A 267-nucleotide genomic window follows, 5' to 3' on the forward strand; every position below is an offset into this window, starting at 1 on the left:
GTCATTTGCGAGATGCCTTATTCCCCGTACAAACCAAGCACCAACGATGCCGTTGGCATTGACCTGGGTTTAAAAGAGTTTGCCGCGCTCTCCAACGGTGAATCCATTGCCAACCCGAAATACTATCAAAAATACGAAAAGCGGTTAGCCTTTCTTCAGCGTGCGTTTGCACGTAAAAAAGAAGGGTCGGAATCGTGGGAAAAAAATAAAGCCCAGATTGCTAAACTGCACGAAAAGATCAAACACACAAGAGACGATTTTCTTCAC

At 44.9% G+C, this 267-nt stretch carries 1 protein-coding gene; it reads left to right on the forward strand.

What is annotated here, in order from left to right; genetic code table 11:
* Positions 1 to 267, forward strand: a 267-nt coding sequence (locus tag L2D08_RS23785) for a transposase (protein ID WP_242238023.1), incomplete at both ends; no start/stop codon positions are given.

The sequence above is a fragment of the Domibacillus sp. PGB-M46 genome (genome assembly GCF_022668875.1).
GTDB lineage: Bacteria > Bacillota > Bacilli > Bacillales > Domibacillaceae > Domibacillus.